General features: G+C 68.7%; 16 protein-coding genes. 9 read left to right on the top strand and 7 right to left on the bottom strand.

The features are described from left to right. Positions 1-23: 23 nt before the first annotated feature. Entirely contained in the window at positions 24-1028 is a 1005-nt protein-coding gene (locus ACQEVY_RS16080) for a 4-hydroxy-3-methylbut-2-enyl diphosphate reductase (RefSeq protein WP_432948977.1), read from the bottom strand. A 294-nt stretch (positions 1029-1322) separates the two neighbouring features. Between ACQEVY_RS16080 and xseA the strand changes: the two genes are divergently transcribed. Both xseA and ACQEVY_RS16090 read left to right on the top strand, forming a co-directional pair. After that, entirely contained in the window at positions 1323-2531 is a 1209-nt protein-coding gene (gene xseA, locus ACQEVY_RS16085) for an exodeoxyribonuclease VII large subunit (protein ID WP_432948979.1), read from the top strand. 115 nt (positions 2532-2646) lie between these two features. Next, the gene (locus tag ACQEVY_RS16090) at positions 2647-2904 is read left to right on the top strand and encodes an exodeoxyribonuclease VII small subunit (protein ID WP_432948981.1); all 258 of its coding nucleotides are present in this window, start codon (positions 2647-2649) and stop codon (positions 2902-2904) included. A 3-nt stretch (positions 2905-2907) separates the two neighbouring features. On the opposite strand, the gene ACQEVY_RS16095 is transcribed toward ACQEVY_RS16090, so the two are convergent. Next, positions 2908-3426 carry a DUF4245 domain-containing protein gene (locus ACQEVY_RS16095; RefSeq protein ID WP_432948983.1) on the bottom strand — a complete coding sequence of 173 codons (519 nt, stop codon included), beginning with the start codon at positions 3424-3426 and terminating at the stop codon, positions 2908-2910. 179 nt (positions 3427-3605) lie between these two features. Between ACQEVY_RS16095 and glpX the strand changes: the two genes are divergently transcribed. Next, on the top strand, positions 3606-4643 hold the full coding sequence (gene glpX / locus ACQEVY_RS16100) for a class II fructose-bisphosphatase (protein ID WP_328768932.1): 1038 nt from the start codon (positions 3606-3608) through the stop codon (positions 4641-4643). Between the two features lie 137 nt (positions 4644-4780). On the opposite strand, the gene ACQEVY_RS16105 is transcribed toward glpX, so the two are convergent. Further along, the gene (locus ACQEVY_RS16105; protein WP_328768933.1) at positions 4781-5161 is read right to left on the bottom strand and encodes a WhiB family transcriptional regulator; all 381 of its coding nucleotides are present in this window, start codon (positions 5159-5161) and stop codon (positions 4781-4783) included. A gap of 195 nt (positions 5162-5356) precedes the next feature. Further along, positions 5357-6040 carry a DUF1707 SHOCT-like domain-containing protein gene (locus ACQEVY_RS16110; RefSeq protein ID WP_432948986.1) on the bottom strand — a complete coding sequence of 228 codons (684 nt, stop codon included), beginning with the start codon at positions 6038-6040 and terminating at the stop codon, positions 5357-5359. Positions 6041-6206: 166 nt separating this feature from the next. On the opposite strand from ACQEVY_RS16110, the gene ACQEVY_RS16115 reads away from it, so the two are divergent. The 6 genes from ACQEVY_RS16115 to ACQEVY_RS16140 all read left to right on the top strand — a co-directional run bounded on the left by ACQEVY_RS16115 (position 6207) and on the right by ACQEVY_RS16140 (position 14736). Next, positions 6207-7874, top strand: coding sequence for a fumarate hydratase (locus tag ACQEVY_RS16115; protein ID WP_432948988.1), 1668 nt, complete (start codon positions 6207-6209; stop codon positions 7872-7874). Between the two features lie 834 nt (positions 7875-8708). Beyond that, complete coding sequence (locus tag ACQEVY_RS16120; protein ID WP_432948990.1) at positions 8709-10094, top strand: class II fumarate hydratase; 1386 nt, start codon at positions 8709-8711, stop codon at positions 10092-10094. A gap of 73 nt (positions 10095-10167) precedes the next feature. Next, positions 10168-10860 carry a cytidylyl-2-hydroxypropylphosphonate hydrolase gene (fomD, locus tag ACQEVY_RS16125; protein ID WP_432948992.1) on the top strand — a complete coding sequence of 231 codons (693 nt, stop codon included), beginning with the start codon at positions 10168-10170 and terminating at the stop codon, positions 10858-10860. Positions 10861-11171: 311 nt separating this feature from the next. Next, positions 11172-13310, top strand: coding sequence for a SpoIIE family protein phosphatase (locus ACQEVY_RS16130; protein WP_432948994.1), 2139 nt, complete (start codon positions 11172-11174; stop codon positions 13308-13310). Positions 13311-13575: 265 nt separating this feature from the next. Then, entirely contained in the window at positions 13576-14088 is a 513-nt protein-coding gene (locus ACQEVY_RS16135) for a hypothetical protein (RefSeq protein WP_432948996.1), read from the top strand. Positions 14089-14178: 90 nt separating this feature from the next. Beyond that, entirely contained in the window at positions 14179-14736 is a 558-nt protein-coding gene (locus ACQEVY_RS16140; protein ID WP_432948998.1) for a hypothetical protein, read from the top strand. 92 nt (positions 14737-14828) lie between these two features. On the opposite strand, the gene ACQEVY_RS16145 is transcribed toward ACQEVY_RS16140, so the two are convergent. From ACQEVY_RS16145 to ACQEVY_RS16155, 3 genes are all read right to left on the bottom strand, one after another. Then, complete coding sequence (locus ACQEVY_RS16145; RefSeq protein ID WP_432949000.1) at positions 14829-15389, bottom strand: hypothetical protein; 561 nt, start codon at positions 15387-15389, stop codon at positions 14829-14831. 77 nt (positions 15390-15466) lie between these two features. After that, positions 15467-15727, bottom strand: coding sequence for a hypothetical protein (locus ACQEVY_RS16150; RefSeq protein WP_432949002.1), 261 nt, complete (start codon positions 15725-15727; stop codon positions 15467-15469). Between the two features lie 268 nt (positions 15728-15995). After that, the gene (locus ACQEVY_RS16155; RefSeq protein ID WP_432949004.1) at positions 15996-18353 is read right to left on the bottom strand and encodes a transglycosylase domain-containing protein; all 2358 of its coding nucleotides are present in this window, start codon (positions 18351-18353) and stop codon (positions 15996-15998) included. Positions 18354-18530 lie beyond the last annotated feature (177 nt).

Raw genomic sequence — 18530 nt, forward strand, 5'->3', positions numbered from 1 at the left:
CACTTCTCAGCCGTACCTTCCGCCTACTTTTCGGCCGTCCGCTCCGCCACCAGGGCCGCCGCCTCAGCACGCAGGTCGCGACGCAGTTCCTTGGGAAGCGAGAAGGTGATGGACTCCTCCGCGGCCTTGACGATCTCCACGTCCTCGAAGCCACGTCCGGCAAGGAACTCCAGGACCTGCTCGACCAGCACCTCCGGCACCGACGCACCCGAGGTGACACCGACCGTAGTGACGCCCTCCAGCCAGGCCTCGTCGATCTCGTCCGCGAAGTCCACGAGATACGCCTCACGCGCACCCGCGAGCTTGGCGACCTCCACAAGCCGCTTGGAGTTGGAGGAGTTCCGCGAGCCGACCACGATGACCAGCTCGGAATCGGCACCCATCTGCTTCACGGCAAGCTGACGGTTCTGCGTGGCGTAGCAGATGTCGTCACTCGGCGGGGAGATGAGCTGCGGGAACTTCTCCTTCAGGGCGTCGACCGTCTCCATGGTCTCGTCCACGGACAGAGTGGTCTGCGAGAGCCAGACAACCCTGGAGGGATCACGAACCTCCACGTTCGCGACATCCTTCGGCCCATCGACAAGCGTGATGTGGTCAGGCGCCTCACCAGAGGTACCAATGACCTCCTCGTGCCCCTCGTGACCAATCAAAAGAATGTCGAAGTCATCCTGGGCAAACCGAACAGCTTCCTTGTGAACCTTCGTGACCAGCGGACACGTGGCATCAATGGTGGCGAGCTTTCCCTCTGCCGCCTCCTCATGGACGACAGGCGCAACGCCGTGCGCCGAGAACATGACGATCGACCCTTCGGGGACCTCCGCCGTCTGCTCGACGAAAATCGCTCCTTTCTTCTCCAGGGTCTGCACGACGTACTTGTTGTGGACGATCTCGTGGCGGACATAGATAGGGGCCCCGTACTGCTCCAGGGCCTTCTCGACGGCGATCACGGCGCGGTCCACACCCGCGCAGTAGCCCCGAGGGGCGGCAAGCAGGACACGGCGGCCAGTAGAAGCAGTCATGCCAACCATCGTAAGGCCGCGCCCAGCACCCAAAGATCGCCGCTGCACACATCCGGGGGCGCGCCCCCGGGGCATGGAGGCGCACCCCCATGCCCCCGAGGCCGCCCACGGCGGGAAGGGGACGGGGCGGGGGTGTGCGCCCGCAGCGGCCGGCGCGCCAACACCGGCACCCTCTACCAGCCGACAGCAACGCGCGCCGGTCCGAGGACGGACACCCCCGACGCGGCCCCGACCCCCAACGCCCCACAGGCGCCCGGCGCCCACCCCCGGAGGTTGTCAGTCCAGCCCGTTACTCTCGGGCGCATGGCTGTGAACACATCCGCGGACGCCCCGCTCCCCGTCGGCGAGGTGTCACGGCTCATCGGGGGATGGATCGACCGGCTGGGCGCCGTGTGGGTCGAGGGTCAGATCACGCAGTTGTCACGCCGCCCGGGCGCAGGCGTCGTCTTCATGACGTTGCGCGACCCGTCGTACGACATTTCCGTGAGCGTCACCTGCTACCGCCAGGTATTCGACTCGGTGGCCGACATCGTGAGCGAGGGCGCGCGCGTAGTGGTCCACGCAAAGCCGGAGTGGTACGCGCCCAGAGGCCAGCTCTCCCTCCGGGCAGCCGAGATAAAGCCGGTAGGCGTAGGCGAACTGCTGGCCCGCCTAGAGCAGTTGAAGAAGGCGCTGACCAACGAAGGCCTGTTCGCCCCCGAACGCAAGAAGACACTGCCCTTCCTCCCCCAGCTCATCGGCCTGGTCTGCGGACGAGCCTCCGCCGCAGAACGCGACGTACTGGAGAACGCACGACACCGCTGGCCGGCCGTCCGCTTCGAGGTACGCAACGTCGCCGTGCAGGGCGTACACGCGGTACCCCAGGTCATCCAGGCGGTAAAGGAGCTGGACGTGCTGGACGACGTGGACGTGATCATCGTGGCGAGAGGCGGCGGCAGCGTAGAGGACCTGCTCCCGTTCTCGGACGAGCAGCTCGTACGGGCGGTCGTGTCCTGCCGTACGCCCGTGGTCTCGGCGATCGGCCACGAGCCGGACAACCCACTGCTGGACTACGCGGCCGACCTGCGCGCGTCCACACCGACCGACGCGGCCAAGAAGGTCGTGCCGGACGTAGGCGAGGAGTACGAGCGGGTGCGTTTCCTCCAGGACCGAGCGCGCCGCAGCGTCATGTCCTTCATCGAGCGCGAGGAGCGCGGCCTCGCGAACGCGCTGGCAAGGCCCTCGATAGAGGACCCGCACCGCATGATCGACGACCGCGAGGGCCAGGTAGCCGCACTGCTGGACCGCGCCCGGCGCTGCCTCGGCCACCTCCTCGACCGCGCCGACTCGGAGCTGTCGCACACGCACGCGCGCGTGGTGGGCCTCTCCCCCGCCGCGACCCTCCGCCGCGGCTACGCGGTCCTACAGAAGACCGACGGCCACGTGATCCGCACCCCCGACGAGGTGGCGGCCGAGGAACCACTGCGGGCGCGGGTCGCCGAAGGCGAATTCACAGTGATCCGGGCCGACTGAAAACGTGGTCCTCCCCCAGGGCCGGCCGGGGGTCCGGCCCGCGGCGGAGTCGCTGTCGGATGCCGCGCCCCGAGGAGAGCACAGCACTGTCCGAGTGGAAACATAAGGTGGGCGCATGACCAGCAAGGTGGACGAGGCACTCGGGTACGAGCAGGCGCGGGACGAGCTGATCGAGGTCGTACGCCGCCTGGAGGCGGGCGGTACGACGCTCGAGGAATCCCTGGCCCTCTGGGAGCGCGGCGAGGAACTCGCCAAGGTATGCCGCCGCTGGCTGGACGGCGCACGCAAGCGACTGGACGCGGCGCTGGCCGAAGAGGAAGCGGAGTCCTCCGCCGAAGCCACGGCCGAGGACTCGGCCGACGAATCCCAGTAACCGTCAGGACATCTTCAACGCCGCAGCCATCTTCGTAAGCTGCGCAAACGACGCCGTACCCGTAACCACCGTCGTAGCCCCCTCCTCCCGCAGAACCAGGGCGTCGTACTTGGACCCCTCGTACCGCGTCCAGGTCCGCCCCCCGATGCGCTCGGTGACGTCAGTCTCCTCGGCCCCCTGCCCGGCCTCGTCGATGAACGTAGACGGCTTCTGAGTGGACTGCTCGACCGCCACGTACTCCCCGTCGGGATCGTGGAAGCCAAGATGCCAGGCGTCGAAGTTGTCGCCCTCGAACCGCACTGACGTCGCCTTCCACTCCTTGGACAGGCCCTCCGGGGCCGCCACGGGATAGGTGGCCGCGCGGCGTGCCGTGAGGAGCTCCACGCGATAGTCCACCCGCTTGAGCGGAGGCTCGGACTCGTCATGGGGAATGAAGAGGTAGATGACTCCCGCGACGATTCCGATCAGGCCCAGGGAGAGCACCATGTCCCGGACCGTCTGCTTGCCTTTCGTACCTGCCACGCCCCTCATCGTCGCAGGTGTACTGGTCTGCTCATCCGTGGGGGCCCCTGCTCATTTTGTCGGACTGAGGATAGAGTCGCCGACAACCCTCACCGGCCGCCCACCCGTCTCCCACCACCGCCCTTCCAGGGACGCCCTACGGGCGCAGTTTTTGTCTCGTATCAGAAAGGTGCGCTCCGATGACCGAGAACCATCACCACCTGCCGTCCGAGCTCGAGGTCCCGTCCGAGGCCCCCGACCGCAACCTCGCCCTGGAACTCGTCCGGGTCACCGAAGCCGCCGCGATGGCCGCGGGCCGTTGGGTCGGCCGCGGTGACAAGAACGGCGCCGACGGAGCCGCCGTACGCGCCATGCGCACCCTCGTCTCCACCGTGTCGATGAACGGCGTCGTCGTCATCGGCGAGGGCGAGAAGGACGAAGCCCCGATGCTGTTCAACGGGGAGGCCGTCGGTGACGGCACCGGCCCCGAGTGCGATATCGCCGTCGACCCGATCGACGGCACCACGCTGACCGCGAAGGGCATGACGAACGCGATCGCCGTGCTGGCCGCCGCCGACCGCGGCACCATGTTCGACCCGTCCGCCGTCTTCTACATGGACAAGCTGGTCACCGGCCCCGAGGCCGCCGACTTCGTCGACATCAACGCCCCGGTGTCCGTGAACATCCGCCGGGTCGCCAAGGCCAAGCGGTCCACACCGGAGGACGTCACCGTCGTCATCCTCGACCGGCCGCGGCACGAAGGCATCATCAAGGAGATCCGGGAGACCGGCGCGCGCATCAAGCTGATCTCGGACGGCGATGTCGCGGGCTCGATCCTGGCGCTGCGCGAGGGCACCGGCATCGACTTGCTGCTGGGCATCGGCGGTACGCCGGAGGGCATCATCTCGGCCTGTGCGGTCAAGTGCCTGGGCGGCACCATCCAAGGCAAGCTCTGGCCCAAGGACGACGAGGAGAAGCAGCGGGCCGTCGACGCGGGCCACGACCTCGACCGCGTCCTGTTCACCGACGACCTGGTCTCCGGCGAGAACGTCTTCTTCGTCGCGACCGGCATCACCGACGGCGAGCTGCTGCGCGGCGTCCGCTACCGCGCCGAGACCGCGACGACCGACTCGATCGTCATGCGCTCCAAGTCCGGCACGGTCCGCCAGATCACCTCCGAGCACCGGCTGAGCAAGCTGCGCGCGTACAGCACGATCGACTTCGACAAGGCCAAGTAGCTCCGCCGGTTGTGCCATTAAATGCGGGCCGTGGATGAACTGCGGGTTCGTTGTGGCTTGTCGCGCAGTTCCCCGCGCCCCTAAAGGGCGCGAATGGGGCGCCCTCTTGTGCAGAGGGCGCCCCATTCGCGTCTCGGCTATCCAGCCGCCGCTATCTGCCCCGCAGTGGAGCGAGCCGCCTTCTTCAGTTCAAGATCCCGGCGCCGACGCCGGGCCAGGACCACGCGGCGCTCGGCGGCGGTGAGGCCGCCCCACACTCCGTACGGCTCGGGTTGCAGCAACGCGTGCTCACGGCACTCGACCATCACCGGGCACCGTGCGCAGACCCGCTTCGCCGCGTCCTCGCGGGACAGCCGGGCCGCTGTGGGTTCTTTCGAGGGTGCGAAGAACAGCCCGGCCTCGTCGCGGCGGCACACGGCCTCCGTATGCCACGGGGCGTCCTGGTCCCTCTCACGTACCGCGGCCCCCTGGGGCGGAACGGCAGCGACCTGCAGGGACTGATGCGGCGGATGCAGCACGGTCTACTCCTGACGACGGCTTCGCGAGCGAGCGACGATGCGACAAGGCCTACCCGCTGTGCGCGCGCCTATGCACTGAGTTCCGAAGCACGGGAGTTCTTCGCAGGTCCGAGCGGGTACGAGCGGATCAGTTCGCTCCGCTTGCCGCCGAAATGCCCCCGAGCTGCCGCCGAACAGCCTTCGAATTCGCGACCGTCAATGCCCCAGATGTTTGCGCAACTTGTCGTTCACACGGTCGAGGATGTCCTCAACCACCTTGCCGCGCTTGGGTTTTGCCTCAATGTGCCCCAAAAGCGCCAGCCCGTCCACATAAACCACGGGGGCGTCCTGTTCGCCCGAATCCAGCGTGCGGACCTCGAAATTGCCCAGTACACCGCCGCCGTTGCCGCGCAGCGAGACGTTCTCCGGGACGCGTATCTCCACGCTGCCGAAGACCGAGACGGCCTTGATGACGACCTGCCGGTGCTCGAAGATCGCCTCGCTGAGGTCTATCTCGATGCTGCCGAAGATGGCGTACGCATGGGTGCGGCGACCTATTCGCCACCGGCCCTTGCGCGTCGCGGAGCTCAGCACCGCCACCACGTTCTCGTCGGCAACCGGGGGCACCGCGCCCGGAGCGGGCTGGTTGGGCGGCGGCTGGTACGCGCGCGGGGCTTGCGTCCGGTGCTCACCGGGGAGGTCACGGACGAGCGGTTCGAGTTCGCCGACGGTCTTGGCGCGGTAGACCTCCTCGACCCGCTCGGCGTGCTCGTCCGCGGTGAGACGCCCCTCGGCGAGGGCCTCGCGCAGAATGTCGGCGGTGCGGTCGCGGTCGGCGTCGGAGGCGCGCAACTCGGTCTGAGGCGACGGCTCTTGGGTGGGGCGCTTCTGTAGGTCCACGACAGCAGCGTACCCAAACGCGATAGATCGCGACTAGGGGTGTGGACGACGAACTGAGCCTTACCTCACAAGCGAACTGTCAGACGCAGGTTCTACGCTGGTGGGCGCTGCCAACGGAGGCCAGCGGCTGCCATGTCGGCTGTCTGTCGAGTGAGGAATGGGCGAGATGCCTGAGTTCGCGTACACCGATCTGCTCCCCCAGGGAGAGGACACCACCCCGTACCGGCTGGTGACCTCCGAGGGTGTCTCCACCTTCGAGGCCGACGGGCGCACCTTCCTCAAGGTCGAGCCGGAGGCGCTGCGCAAGCTCGCCGAAGAGGCCATCCACGACATCCAGCACTACCTGCGGCCGGCCCACCTCGCCCAGCTGCGCCGCATCATCGACGACCCGGAGGCGTCGTCGAACGACAAGTTCGTGGCACTTGACCTCCTGAAGAACGCGAACATCGCCGCCGCGGGCGTCCTCCCCATGTGCCAGGACACCGGCACCGCCATCGTCATGGGCAAGCGCGGACAGAACGTCCTCACCGAAGGTGAGGACGAGAAGGCCCTGTCCCGCGGCATCTACGACGCGTACCTGAACCTGAACCTGCGCTACTCGCAGATGGCCCCGCTCACGATGTGGGAGGAGAAGAACACCGGCTCCAACCTCCCCGCCCAGATCGAGCTGTACGCGACGGACGGCGGCGCCTACAAGTTCCTGTTCATGGCGAAGGGCGGCGGCAGCGCCAACAAGTCGTTCCTCTACCAGGAGACGAAGGCCGTCCTCAACGAAGCCTCCATGATGAAGTTCCTGGAGGAGAAGATCCGTTCGCTGGGCACGGCCGCCTGTCCGCCGTACCACCTCGCCATAGTCGTCGGCGGTACGAGCGCCGAGTACGCCCTGAAGACCGCGAAGTACGCCTCCGCGCACTACCTTGACGAGATTCCGGCGGAGGGCTCGCCGCTCGGTCACGGCTTCCGGGACAAGGAGCTCGAGCAGAAGGTCTTCGAGCTGACGCAGCGGATCGGGATCGGGGCGCAGTTCGGCGGCAAGTACTTCTGCCACGACGTACGCGTCGTCCGCCTCCCCCGGCATGGAGCGTCCTGTCCGGTGGCGATCGCCGTCTCCTGTTCGGCCGACCGTCAGGCGACGGCGAAGATCACGGCGGAGGGTGTCTTCCTGGAGCAGCTGGAGACGGACCCGGCGCGCTTCCTTCCCGAAACGACGGACGAGCACCTCTCCGAGGAGGGCAACGTCGTCAAGATCGACCTCAATCGGCCGATGGACGACATCCTCGCGGAGCTCACGAAGTACCCGGTGAAGACCCGGCTCTCGCTCACCGGTCCGCTGGTCGTGGCGCGCGATATCGCGCACGCCAAGATCAAGGAACGGCTGGATGCCGGTGAGGAGATGCCGCAGTACCTGAAGGATCACCCGGTGTACTACGCCGGGCCGGCCAAGACCCCGGAGGGGTACGCGTCCGGGTCGTTCGGGCCGACGACGGCCGGGCGTATGGACTCGTACGTCGAGCAGTTCCAGGCGGCTGGAGGGTCCAAGGTGATGCTGGCGAAGGGGAATCGGTCGCAGCAGGTCACTGACGCGTGTGGTGCCCACGGGGGCTTCTACCTCGGCTCCATCGGCGGGCCGGCCGCCCGGCTTGCCCAGGACTGCATCAAGAAGGTCGAGGTCGTCGAGTACGAGGAGCTTGGCATGGAGGCCGTCTGGAAGATCGAAGTCGAGGACTTCCCGGCGTTCATCGTGGTGGACGACAAGGGCAACGACTTCTTCAAGGACCCGGCACCGGCGCCGACGTTCACGTCGATTCCGGTACGGGGTCCGGGGCTGGCCTAGGCGTTTTCCGCCCCCACCGCCCCTACCCGTCCCATACCAAGGGGCTCCGCCCCTGGACCCCGCTGGGGCTACCGCCCCAGACCCCGCATCGGCCTGGCGGCCTCGTCCTCAAACGCCGGACGGGCTCAATTCAGCCCCTTGGGGGTCCCCCCAGCGGTAGCTGGGGGAGTTTGCGGTAGCTGGGGGAGTTTGAGGAGCGGAGGTCCGGGGGCTGGCCCCCAAAACGGGGCCCGGGGCGTAGCCCCGTGGGGGGTCCGGGGCGCAGCCCCGAGGGGGTCTGGGGCGCAGCCCCCCAGCGGGGTCCAGGGGCGAAGCCCCTGACCGGGATCCGGGGCGGAGCCTCGAGCGGGTCCCCGGGGCGCAACTCCTGGCTGGGGTCCGGGGCGCAGCCCCTGGTGGGGTTCGGGGGCTGGCCCCCGAACGGGGTCCGGGGCGCAGCCCCGAAGGGGTCTGGGGCGGAGCCCCAAGACTGGGCCCAAGAGCGCAACCCCTGACCGGGATCCGGTGCGCAGCCCCCAGCGGGTCCCAGGGGCGCAACCCCTGGCCGGGGTCCGGTGCGCAACCCCGAGCGGGTCCCAGGGGCGCAACCCCTGGCCGGGGTCCGGTGCGCAACCCCGAGCGGGTCCCAGGGGCGCAACCCCTGGCCGGGGTCCGGTGCGCAACCCCGAGCGGGTCCCAGGGGCGCAACCCCTGGCCGGGGTCCGGTGCGCAACCCCGAGCGGGTCCCAGGGGCGCAACCCCTGGCCGGGGTCCGGTGCGCAGCCCCAGGTGGGGTCTGGGGCGCAGCCCCAGGGGACGGGAATGGGTAAGGGCGGCGGGGGCGCTATACCCCCCATGACCGACTACCGCATCGAGCACGACTCCATGGGCGAAGTCCGCGTCCCCGCACACGCCAAGTGGCGCGCCCAAACCCAGCGCGCCGTAGAGAACTTCCCCGTCTCCGGCCAGCACATCGAGCGCGCGCACATCGAAGCCCTCGCCCGGATCAAGGCGGCTGCCGCGAAGGTGAACGCCGAGCTCGGCGTGGTCGACAAGGACATCGCGGAGGCCATCCAGGACGCGGCCGGCGAGGTCGCCGAGGGGCACTGGGACGAGCACTTTCCGGTGGACGTGTTCCAGACGGGGTCCGGGACCTCGTCCAACATGAACAGCAACGAGGTCATCGCGACCCTCGCCAGTGAGCGGCTCGGCCGTGCCGTGCACCCGAACGACCACGTCAACGCCTCGCAGTCGTCGAACGACGTCTTCCCCTCCTCCATCCACATCGCCGCCACCGCTGCCGTCACCCGCGACCTCGCGCCCGCCCTGGAACACCTGGCCGCGTCGCTGGAGCGGAAGGCCGAGGAGTTCGCGGACGTCGTGAAGTCGGGGCGTACGCACCTCATGGACGCCACCCCGGTCACCCTCGGCCAGGAGTTCGGCGGATACGCGGCCCAGGTGCGGTACGGCATCGAGCGGCTCAGCGCCTCGCTGCCGCGGCTGGCCGAACTGCCGCTCGGCGGAACGGCCGTGGGCACCGGCATCAACACCCCGCCCGGCTTCTCCGCCGCCGTGATCGCCGAGGTCGCGCGGGCAACCGGGCTGCCGCTCACCGAGGCGCGCAACCACTTCGAGGCGCAGGGCGCGCGGGACGGGATCGTCGAGACGAGCGGACAGTTGCGGACGATCGCGGTCGGTCTGACCAAGATCGCGAACGATCTGCGGTGGATGGCCTCGGGCCCCCGTACCGGACTCGCCGAGATCAATCTCCCGGACCTCCAACCGGGTTCGTCGATCATGCCGGGCAAGGTGAATCCGGTCATTCCCGAGGCCGTGCTCATGGTCGCCGCCCAGGTGACCGGAAACGACGCCACCGTCGCCGCGGCGGGCGCGGCCGGAAACTTCGAGCTCAACGTGATGCTTCCGGTCATCGCGAAGAACGTCCTGGAGTCCGTACGCCTCCTCGCGAACGTCTCCCGGCTGCTCGCCGACCGGACCGTGGACGGGATCACCGCAAACCGCGAGCGGGCCCGCGAGTACGCCGAGTCGTCGCCGTCCGTGGTGACGCCGCTCAACAAGTACATCGGGTACGAGGAGGCCGCGAAGGTGGCCAAAAAGTCACTCTCCGAGCGCAAGACGATCCGCCAGGTCGTCCTGGAGTCCGGGTACGTCGAGCGCGGCGATCTCACCCTCGAGCAGCTGGACGCGGCGCTGGATGTCCTGGGGATGACGCGGCCGTAACACCTTGCGACCAGGCGCGCGAACCGTGACGCGCGCCGCAGCGTCGTATGTGCCAGGCACCTAAAATCCGGCCATGACAGAGGGTGGAGCGGTGACAGACGTGCAGACGGGCGGAACGGCGGCGTTCTGGGCGCCCGGGAGTCAGATCCTGTGGCGGTACCGGGAGAACGGCGGCCCGCGCGTCCACATCTGCCGTCCCGTGACCGTCGTACGGGACGACGCCGAGCTGCTCGCCGTATGGATGGCACCCGGCACCCAGTGCGTGCGGCCGGTGATCGCCGACGGCACACCCCTGCATGTGGAGCCGCTGGAGTCCCGTTACACCAGGCCGCGGACCGTACAGCGCGACCGCTGGTTCGGCACGGGCGTGCTGAAGCTGGCGCGGCCCGGCGAGCCGTGGTCGGTGTGGCTGTTCTGGGAGCCGGGCTGGAAGTTCAAGAACTGGTACGTCAACTTGGAGGAACCGCTGGTCAGATGGGCCGGTGGGGTCGACTCCGAGGACCACTTCCTGGACATCTGCGTGTACCCGGACCGGTCTTGGGGCTGGCGCGACGAGGACGAGTTCGCGCAGGCTCAGCGGGACGGTCTGATGGATCTTGAACTGGCCGAAGATGTACGGGAGGCGGGGCGGTCCGCGGTGGAGGTGATCCGCGCCTGGGGCCCGCCGTTCTCGGACGGCTGGCAGCACTGGCGCCCGGATCCGGCCTGGTCCGTGCCGTCATTGCCCGATGACTGGGACCGTACGCCCACTCATGTGTCCACATGAGACCCTTGTTGCGCCCCCGTGGTACAACCGTAGGATCGTCCTCCGCAAGGGCTGCACCGCAGCAACAACTCCCGCGGCATGCGCTGGGCTTGACCGTACGTCACCGAGGGGCGGCAGGACGTGAGCGAGGGGTACGAGGGGTACGGTCGTACGGCTGGGAAACGGCTGGACGGGCTGTCCCTGTCGGTGTCGCCGGCCGGGCCCGGCCCTGAGAGGCTGTCTGAGCATGCGGGAATTCCGTTCCTGGGGCACGTAATCCGGGTATCGGCATTCCTGCGGGACGAACCGCCATGGCGCGCAGCCCCGGACGGATGGATTCGACACGCGTGACGGAGCACCCCAACTCCCACGAGGGCCACCAGCCAGGAGCTGCCGGGCCCACCGCCCCCGCGGACCCCCGCGGGGCGCTGCTGCGTACCCCGGAGCCGCCCGGCCCGGGCTGCGGTTCCAACGCTTTACCGGTACAGAGCGGTCCGCTGGGCTCCCCCGCTTCCGCCGAAGCCCGCTCCGCCGCCACCGGTACGCCCGCGGGCGGCCACGGCACGCCCGCTCCCTCGGACGGCCACGGCCCGGCCGGGACGCCCGCGTCCGCGTCGGCGGGTCCCGAGCACGCCCAGCCGTCGGCCGCCGAACCCGATCCGCACCGGCCGCGCCCGGTGCCGGGGTCCATTCCGGCGCAGTCGGAGGCGCCCACCGTGCCGGACCGACGTAAGGGGCAGAGCCCGGCGCCCGGTACGCCCATGCCCATGCGGCGGGACGGCGACCGGCTGCGTTTCGTGGGGGCCGCCACCCGGCGGATCGCCCGCGGCATAGACCTCGACGAGATCGTGATGGGCCTGTGCCGGGCCACCGTGCCGACCTACTCGGACGCGATCCTCGTCTATCTGCGCGACCCGCTGCCGGTCGGCGACGAGCGGCCCACCGGGCCCGTCGTACTGCGGCTGCGGCGTACGGACCGTATCCCGGAGGACCGGGACACCGAGGGCTTCCTGCTGCCCGCGCTGCAGAGCGAGCCCGACCTCGGCGCGACGTCCGAGCTGTGCGAGGTGCGGCCGGGCGGCGCGCTCGCCGAGGTGCTGCGCGGCGTACGGCCCGTCTTCGCGGACGCGCCCGCGGCGCGCGCCGCGCTGCCCGAGCTGATCGGCGAGGAGCTGACCGTTCCGGGCGGCCAGCGGGCGATCCTCGCCCCGCTGCGCGGCCGCAGGCGCGTGATCGGCGCGGCGCTCTTCCTGCGCCGCCCCGACCGGCCGGCCTTCGAGGCCGACGATCTCCTCGTCGCGGCCCAGCTGGCCACGCACAGCGCGCTCGGCATCGACAAGGCGGTGCTGTACGGCCGCGAGGCGTACATCGCCGACGAGTTGCAGCGCACGATGCTGCCCGAGACGTTGCCGCGCCCGACGGGTGTGCGGCTCGCCTCGCGCTACCTCCCGGCGGCCGAGACGGCGCGGGTCGGCGGCGACTGGTACGACGCGATTCCGCTGCCCGGCAGCCGGGTCGCCCTCGTCGTCGGCGACGTGATGGGCCACTCCATGACCTCGGCGGCCATCATGGGCCAGCTCCGCACGACCGCGCAGACCCTCGCCGGGCTTGATCTGCCGCCGCAGGAGGTGCTGCACCACCTCGACGAGCAGGCCCAGCGCCTGGGCACGGACCGCATGGCGACCTGCCTGTACGCCGTCTACGACCCGGTCGCGCACCGGATCACCATCGCCAACGCCGGCCATCCCCCGCCCGTACTGCTGCACCTGGGCGGCCGGGCCGAGGTGCTGCGGGTGCCGCCGGGCGCCCCCATCGGCGTAGGAGGTGTGGACTTCGAGGCGGTCGAACTGGACGCGCCCGCCGGGGCCACACTGCTGCTCTACACCGACGGTCTGGTCGAGTCCCGGCTGCGCGACGTGTGGACCGGGATAGAGCAGCTGCGCGAACGGCTCGCCGCCACCGCGCAGTTGACCGGTGCGGACCACTCGCCGCCGCTCGAGGCGCTGTGCGACGAGGTCCTCGACATGCTCGGCCCGGGCGACCGGGACGACGACATCGCGCTGCTCGCCGCCCGCTTCGACGGCATCGCGCCCAGCGACGTCGCGTACTGGCATCTGGACCCCGAGGAGACGGCACCCGGCCGGGCCCGGCGCCTCGCACGGCGCGCGCTGTCCCGCTGGGACATGGAGGAGATGAGCGACTCCGTGGAGCTGCTCGTCAGCGAGGTCGTCACCAACGCCGTGCGCTATGCCTCACGGCCCATCTCGCTGCGCCTGCTGCGCACGGACGTACTGCGCTGCGAGGTCGGCGACGACGTGCCCCAGCTCCCGCGACTGCGCCAGGCCCGCGCCACGGACGAGGGCGGACGCGGCCTGTACCTGGTGAACAAGCTGGCCAAGCGCTGGGGCGCGACCCGGCTCAGTGCGGGCAAGGTGGTCTGGTTCGAACTCGGGGTGCCGTCCGCTTCGTAGCGGCGCAGGAGGTACGGGCATAGGGGCGGTTCCCCGGTCGGCCGACGGCCGGGGTGCCGCCCTCAGCGCATCCAGGACACCTTCCACAGGCACGCGTCGGGCTGTGCGGCGCGGGCCGCCCCGTGAGGGGTAACGATCGTTCGCCTGTCCGAGTGGAGTTGCGGGGCGTGCCGCGCCAGGCGCTTTGTGTGGCGCGGTCCGGCGCATGGAATGACTCGCCGGGGCTCAGATTCGGGCACCCGCAATCAGAACTCCGGGAGGATGCATGCCTTCTGCCACTGTCCGCCGCGCCATGACCGCCGGTGCCCTGACCGCCGCGTTCGCTCTTTCGCTGTCCGTCGCGGCCTCGGCAACGGCCACGGCCCAGGACGAGGACATCGTGCGGATGCAGTTCACGGGCTACACCACGAACGACACGGCCCCCAGGTTCATCAGCGCCGGCAAGAGCTGGACCACCTACTTGGACCTGTACACCCACCCCAAGAAGAAGTTCGCCGGTGACGCCAGCTCGCGGTGCACCGCCATCGAAGCCGAGAACAGCCTGTGGGCCGCCATCGGAGGCGATTCCTTCCGGCTGACCACCCAGTGCTCGCGGGTGCTGCGCCTCAAGGACGGGACGATCAGCCTCCACGACACGATCACCCGCGAGGGCAAGAAGGCCATCACCGCCAAGACCGCCATCGTCGGCGGCACGGGGCTCTACAACGACGCCGAGGGTGAGGGCTACATCACCCTGAAGGGCGACGAAGTCCACTTCGACCTTCACGTCGATGACTGACCGGTGCACCACGCCGCAGGAACGAGCTGCGTGGAACGACTCGCCCATGCTCCAGAAGGCCTGGGGCACTTTCTTCGGCCTGGAGGTCCCGTGATCAAGTCGGCTGTCCGTGGTGTGGCCGTCACCGCCCTCACCACCACACTCGTCCTTCTTCCGACGCTCGCACAGGCCGAGGAGACGGGCCAGGACGACAACGAGAGACTCAGACTGACGGGCGTCAACTGGCTCGATACGACGCCCAGATGGATCGATGTCGGTGACGACTGGTCGACCCGTTTGCAGCTGTACACCGAGAAGACCAGCGAGAAGACGAAGAAGCCTGACAAGGGGAAGGCGGAGAAGCGGGACAAGAAGCAGCTGGACACGGATCAGCTGCAGTACGTCGGTGACGGTGCGTCGGAGTGCAGCGCGGTCCGGGTTCATGAGGACGAAGACGTAACCACCGTGACCACGCAATGCACCCGCACGCTGCGCCTGAAGCAGGGGACGCTGAAGCTCAGCGACATGATCACGTACAACCCGGAGAAGGGCGTGACGGCCAAGACCGGCATCATCGGCGGCACCGGCCAATACCGCTCCGCCTACGGTGACGGCACCATCACCCTCGACGGCCGATACGTCTATCTGGACCTCCTCGTCGAAGAATGACGAGGGGAATAGCTGACACACCCCGTCGGTGCGGGAGACGCTTTACACGTCCCCGCACCGCCGTCGTTTCCGCCGCCTTCCCTCACGTGCCGTCATTCACTTATGCCGGAGGTTTTCTCAACGAGGCGGGTGAACACGATGAGCACTCCCAGGGCGGGAGGAAGGCTGGCCAGCGTCCACAGGACGAAGAATCCCGCCACTCCCCCGGCCATCATGCGCAGGGGCGTCGGTGCTTCCTCGGGAACTCCAGCCACCACCAGAAGGCAGATGATGGACAGGATGCCCATGGCGATCACCGTGAAGAACGGCCACAAGTAATTGGTGATGGGCAGGATGCGCGCCTTTCTCGCCTTGCGCAGAAAGGTGTTGTCGCAGGCGCGCGTGATCATCGCCAGGATGGCGAACACGGACCCGATGATGACGCCCACCATGGAGACGGCGACGCCCAGCGCCTCCTCGATCGGCAGGTCACCGTCATGCCCGAGCCAGGCGCCCCCCGCCCCGCCCAAGGTCGCGAACAGCGGCTCCCCCCACCACCAGCTCCGCACGCTCAGGTGTACGAGCTTCACGAACTCCTTGAAGTACTTGTCCCCCAAGGTGCGTCCGCTGGGTTCCTCCGGGTATGAGGCGTTTTTCTGGTTTCCCGTGCTCATGAAAGCCCCCACCCGACGGCGGCCACTCTCACCGAGCCGTGTTTTCGCGACTCAGTTCCTCGTCGAATGCACCCTCCTCACCGGCGGCGCGGAATTCCGTCATCGCCACCTCTGCACTTTTCCGCTTCCACTTCGGATCCGTACGAACTCATGTCACGTATCGCGTCATAGAGCGACGCGCAGCCGTCGGCGGGAGACTCCGCCTCTGATTCGGCTTCGGAAATCCCGGTGGCGTGGTCGGGGCGGGCCAGATTGACCTTCGGTTCGCGCGCGAGGCCCACAATGAAGTCGTGCGTGCCGACCGTGCGCTCGGCGAGCTCTCGAAGTGAACGATCCATGGCTCGTCCAACCTTTCATCTGCGTGCCGCATGGCGCCGCCGGGAACGGGCTAAACATGTGATCAACCATAGGCTCGTGCCACCGAACGGTCCCGCTATGGCGACATTTGGGTGAATATTGAGTGAACGCGGCGATTTGTGCAGCCCTACGCCGCCCCCACGTTGCCGACAGCCGGTGAGCGGCGTTCACTGCTGGGAGCGGCGGTCACTGCTCGGGCGGACACAGCAGTGCCCCGCGCCTCCGAAGAGGCACGGGGCACCGTTTTCGCTACGGGTTGACGGGGCCCGTATCCGCGCCGCCGTCTCCGCCGCCACCGTCCTCCGGGGGCGGCTCGGGCGGCGGGACCGGGTCCTGGCTGGGCTCCTCCGGCGACGGCGGCTCGATGGGCTCGTCCGACGGCGGATCCGCACTGGGCTGCTCCGGCTCCGGCTGCTCCGGCTGGGACGGGGGCTGCGGCGCGGGCTCCTCGGGCGACGGCTCCTCGGGGCTCGGCGACGGCTCCGGGGGCGGCGGCGGGGTGAACGTCGGCTGGACGCCCGAGCCCTGCTCCGTCTCCAGATCGAACTTGGTGACATTGCCCATCGCGTTGAAGGTGTACGCCGCCCAGATCGCGGCCGGGTAGCCACCGCCGTTGACCCGGCCACCGCCGGCCGCGCCCTGCAGCGAGACCTGACTGAACTCCTTGACCTTCACAGGCTTGTCTTTCCCGCACCGCGTGGTGCCCGCCTTGGCCGCTTCGCCGAACAGGCCCACCGAGGTGACGAGTTCAGGGGTGTAGCCGGTGAACCAGGCCGACCTGTTGCAGTCGGACGTACCCGTCTTGCCGGCGACCTGCTGGCCGTCACGCGCCGGGTTCTCGCGGACCGACGTCCTGGCCGTACCGTCGTCGACCACTCCGGTGAGGACCGAGCTGACCGTGTCGGCGGCCTCACGGCTGATGACCTGGTCGCCGATCGGCTCCGGGAGGTCGACCGTACGGTCCTTGTGCTCGACGCTCTTGATCACGGAGGGGGTGACCTTCTTGCCGTGGTTGGCGAGGGTCGCGTACACCCCGGCCATCTCCATCGGGCTCGCGCCCATCGAGCCGAGGGTCTGTGCGGGCACGGCCTGCAGATCCGCGTCGTCCATGCCGAGATCGCTCGCGGTCTTCATGACCTGCTCCATGCCGACGTCGACGCCCATCTGCGCGAACACGGAGTTGATGGACTTGTTCATCGCCGTCTGCACGGTGACGTCGCCGTAGTCGACGTCGTCCTCATTCGGGGGCTTGAACCCGACCTTCTTGCCGTCGTCCGTGACGGGGCGCTTGCTGGTGCCGTCGTAGTTGGTGTCCGCCGTGATCGGCGTGCCGTCCTGCGTCTCGGCTTCCTCCTCCACGGCGGCGGCGAGGATCACCGGCTTGAACGTGGAGGCGGGCTGGTAGTCGGTACGGGTCGCGTTGTTCGTGTAGTGCTTCAGGTAGTCCACGCCGCCGTACAGCGCGACGACCCTGCCGGTCTTCGGGTCGACGGAGACGGCTCCGGCCTGGACATCGGCGTCGACCTTGCGCTTCTCGGGGTCCAGCTTGCGGGTGAGCTGCGACTTGACGGCCTTCTCGAGCTGCGTCTGCTTCTTCTTGTCGATGTTCAGCTTGATGGTCCAGCCGCCCGCGTCGACCATCTTCTGGGCCTCGTCCGCGTCACTGGCCGTGCCCTGGGCGATGAGCTGCTTCCGCAGCTCCCTGTTGGCCGCGTCCCACAGATAGCCGTTCTGCCCCTCCAGGCCCGGCGCGCCCTTCGGCTCCTTGGGCACGGGGAACTTCAGGCCGTCGCGCTTGGCGGGGTCGAGCCAGTTCATCTCGACCATGTTGTCCAGTACGTACGCCCAGCGCTGCTTGACCAGTTCCTTGCCCGTGTCCGTGGCCTCGGACCAGTCGTACTGGCTCGGAGCCTGCAACACCGCGGCGAGATAGGCGCCCTGTGCGACCGACAGTTTGCTGGCGTCGACGCGGTAGTACGCCTGGGCCGCGGCCTGGATGCCGTAGGCGTTGCGGCCGTAGTAGCTGGTGTTGATGTAGCCCGCGAGGATGTCGTCCTTGGACGTCGTACGGTCCACCTTCAGCGAGATGACCAGTTCCTGGAGCTTGCGCGTGATGGTCTGGTCCTGCTCGAGGTAGTAGTTCTTGACGTACTGCTGCGTGATCGTCGAACCACCCTGCTTGCCCTTGCCGGAGAGGGTGTTGACCAGACCGCGTGCCGTGCCCCTGAAGTCGACGCCGCCGTCTTTGTAGAAGGTCTTGTTCTCGGCGGCGACGAAGGTCCGCTGGACGGACTTGGGGACCTCGGCGAGGTCCACGATCTCTCGGTTGACCTTGCCCGTACGGGCCATGATCGAGCCGTCGCTGTACTGGTAGACGTTGCTCTGCTTCTGGGCCTCCGCCGCTGCCGCGCTGCCCTTGGGCACTTCGATCATCAGGTACATCGCGACGAAGGCAGCCATACCGAGCAGGCAGAGGCCGAAGAACGAGCCCAGGACCTTTTTCCAGGTGAAGAAGCCGCGTATGCCGCTGCGCTCGGCGGAGCGCTTCGGGGCGGCGCGGCGGCGGCCACCGCCCTGCCGCGCCCGTCTCTCTTCCGCTCTTCCCATGGGTCCGATCCGCTCCGCTTCGCCTTCAGTGTCCGTTCAACTCACGCGTCACACAGGTGCACCATTCAAGTCAGCTCAGCAAACTAACACCACGCGTTGTGACATAGGACTGCCGATCCGGTCTTTTCCGGACGTGACAATCAGCACCCGTCAACACCGACCCCAAAGGAATCGACG

This window comes from Streptomyces sp. CA-288835, from assembly GCF_050936385.1.
Taxonomy (GTDB): Bacteria; Actinomycetota; Actinomycetes; order Streptomycetales; family Streptomycetaceae; genus Streptomyces.

Bases quoted from the DNA above. Each gene is read 5' to 3' on its own strand.
- ACQEVY_RS16080 (WP_432948977.1), bottom strand. From the start codon at position 1,028: ATGGTTGGCATGACTGCTTCTACTGGCCGCCGTGTCCTGCTTGCCGCC.
- xseA (WP_432948979.1), top strand. From the start codon at position 1,323: ATGGCTGTGAACACATCCGCGGACGCCCCGCTCCCCGTCGGCGAGGTG.
- ACQEVY_RS16090 (WP_432948981.1), top strand. From the start codon at position 2,647: ATGACCAGCAAGGTGGACGAGGCACTCGGGTACGAGCAGGCGCGGGAC.
- glpX (WP_328768932.1), top strand. From the start codon at position 3,606: ATGACCGAGAACCATCACCACCTGCCGTCCGAGCTCGAGGTCCCGTCC.
- ACQEVY_RS16115 (WP_432948988.1), top strand. From the start codon at position 6,207: ATGCCTGAGTTCGCGTACACCGATCTGCTCCCCCAGGGAGAGGACACC.
- ACQEVY_RS16120 (WP_432948990.1), top strand. From the start codon at position 8,709: ATGACCGACTACCGCATCGAGCACGACTCCATGGGCGAAGTCCGCGTC.
- fomD (WP_432948992.1), top strand. From the start codon at position 10,168: ATGACAGAGGGTGGAGCGGTGACAGACGTGCAGACGGGCGGAACGGCG.
- ACQEVY_RS16130 (WP_432948994.1), top strand. From the start codon at position 11,172: ATGGATTCGACACGCGTGACGGAGCACCCCAACTCCCACGAGGGCCAC.
- ACQEVY_RS16135 (WP_432948996.1), top strand. From the start codon at position 13,576: ATGCCTTCTGCCACTGTCCGCCGCGCCATGACCGCCGGTGCCCTGACC.
- ACQEVY_RS16145 (WP_432949000.1), bottom strand. From the start codon at position 15,389: ATGAGCACGGGAAACCAGAAAAACGCCTCATACCCGGAGGAACCCAGC.
- ACQEVY_RS16150 (WP_432949002.1), bottom strand. From the start codon at position 15,727: ATGGATCGTTCACTTCGAGAGCTCGCCGAGCGCACGGTCGGCACGCAC.
- ACQEVY_RS16155 (WP_432949004.1), bottom strand. From the start codon at position 18,353: ATGGGAAGAGCGGAAGAGAGACGGGCGCGGCAGGGCGGTGGCCGCCGC.